Below are 1,871 nucleotides of genomic sequence, written 5' to 3' on the forward strand. Positions count from 1 at the left end.
GTACCGCCCGACGGCCACCTATTCGACGTTCCCAGGAAGCAACAGGAAATCCGCGAGGCGCTGGAATCCAGTTTCCCCAACCTCAGATTTGTTGTCACGACGGAGGGTCGGCGCCGGTTCGCGGCCTTCTTAATCGTCCCGGTTCTCGGTGGCGCGAACCAGGATCGGCAACGACCTAAACGTCGGCCGCCATCGTTAGCACTCCTCCAAGACATAGGTACTTTTTTGACGCAATTTCTGGATGACAACCAACCAAGCATTCATTGATGTTGCCGTAGTCCGACGTGCCAATATGATCGAGGATCGTCAGGCCAGCGCCATCGCTGGATCGCGACGGGAAGTCACCGACACAGAGCAGCCGTCACCGTTCACCCATCCTGCATCCCGACACTGGTCGACTACCTGCAAGATGCCAAGTTCGCCGCGCTAGTGACGCCAACAAAAGCGCGATTCCAGTCCAGCCGGTTTTGCGCGTCATGGCCAAGCACCTAAAGGGCGAAGAGAAGCTAAGGCACGCGACGGTGGTCAAACTGCTTGTTCCGTAACAGCGAAACGGCCTGCCGAATTCAGGTTCGACAGGCCGTTCCTGCTCAGCTCTGGCCCGTGCCACCAGACAACAGTGCCGCGCGCGAGCGATACTGCCACYGGTGCATWAAAAATAGWAGGCCYGCCGGCGCGAGGCCGACAGGCCCATGCTAGAGCGTGTYGGATGGAAAAAACACGCTCACGGAGTGCGGAGATCACCCTCGCGGGAAGGYAATCTCCGGGCGTAGCTGAGGACTGCGCCCATTGGGCTCCGCTCGATCAAACGTCGTGCGCCCAAATCAAGTTCCCGCTATTGAAGGCGAACCCTGTGGCATTAGAACTTGTAGGCGACACCGACYGTGAGTGTGTTGGTGTCGAGGCTAACGTCGCCGAAGTTGTCGAACTCGCTGTCACTGAAGTCGTAGTAACGATATTCYAGGCGGCCAATCCAGTTGTTGGTAAACGCGTATTCCGCGCCCAATCCGATCGTCCAGCCGGTCAGAGATTTGTCGGTATCGAGGACGTCGTTATCCCAGGCGCCCGCTTCGGCAGAAAACTGAGTAAAGGCTACGCCACCGGTGGCAAAAACAAGGGTACGGTCGAACGCATATCCGGCACGGGCCCGTATCGAGGCCAGGTAGCTGCTGCCGATATCAACATCCCGGTTACCGAACCGTGTGTTGATGGTGACGGTCTCGTCGTTCCAGACTCCGTTAATGTCGCCTTCGACACCGAGCACCCATGCGCCGAACTGCCAGTTGTAGCCGGCATAGGCACCAAAGAGGCCGCCGTTGAAGCTGTCGTCGAATATACCAGTGTCGGGTCCATTGACGCTACTGTTGGACCACAGGCCCCCACCCTGAATACCGAGGTAGCCGCCGGTCCAGCTAAAAATTGGGGCTTCTTGGACCACAGCCACCGGTACTGGTGGTTCTTCAATCACCGCATCGGCTGCGTAGGCGCTCGTGCTGGCCAATCCTGCCAGGAATACAAAGGGGTAAACTCTCATCAGTTCATTCCATCCTGATTTCAGGCCCCCGCCTTACTGACCATAAATATCAGCACTTGCTAAAAAGTACTGTCACATGGTTACAACAGAGTGGAATGGAATGCCGCAGCCGTGGCGGCCGGCGAAGGCCACTCGATTATCTGGCGGCCGAAGGTCAAGCGGCCATGGTGCGGCTGAAACGACAAAAAGCCCCGCTACCTTCCGGCAGCGGGGCGATCATATTGCCGGCGCAGGGCGTCTACATTTGGTGGGAAGCTGACCTAAACCCCTGCCCTGCTCGACTCAAATTTGTCGGCTTGCGGCGTTTGAACATCAGCGGGTTTACGCCGCTTCGGGA

3 protein-coding genes are annotated in these 1,871 nt (G+C 57.8%); 2 read left to right on the forward strand and 1 reads right to left on the reverse strand.

Annotated features, from left to right (window positions below; all coding sequences use genetic code 11):
* Positions 1-267 (forward strand): hypothetical protein (locus AC1DUU_RS30965; protein WP_476787134.1); only part of this gene is annotated, 267 nt, incomplete at its 5' end.
* A 592-nt stretch (positions 268-859) separates the two neighbouring features.
* Here AC1DUU_RS30965 and AC1DUU_RS30970 read toward each other — a convergent pair.
* Positions 860-1,534 (reverse strand): outer membrane protein, encoded by a 675-nt coding sequence (locus AC1DUU_RS30970; protein ID WP_476787135.1) that lies wholly within the window; start codon positions 1,532-1,534, stop codon positions 860-862.
* A gap of 95 nt (positions 1,535-1,629) precedes the next feature.
* Between AC1DUU_RS30970 and AC1DUU_RS30975 the strand changes: the two genes are divergently transcribed.
* On the forward strand, positions 1,630-1,871 hold a 242-nt coding region (locus tag AC1DUU_RS30975; RefSeq protein ID WP_476787136.1), incomplete at its 3' end, for a hypothetical protein.

This window comes from Aminobacter sp. P4_H6_2, from assembly GCF_056400805.1.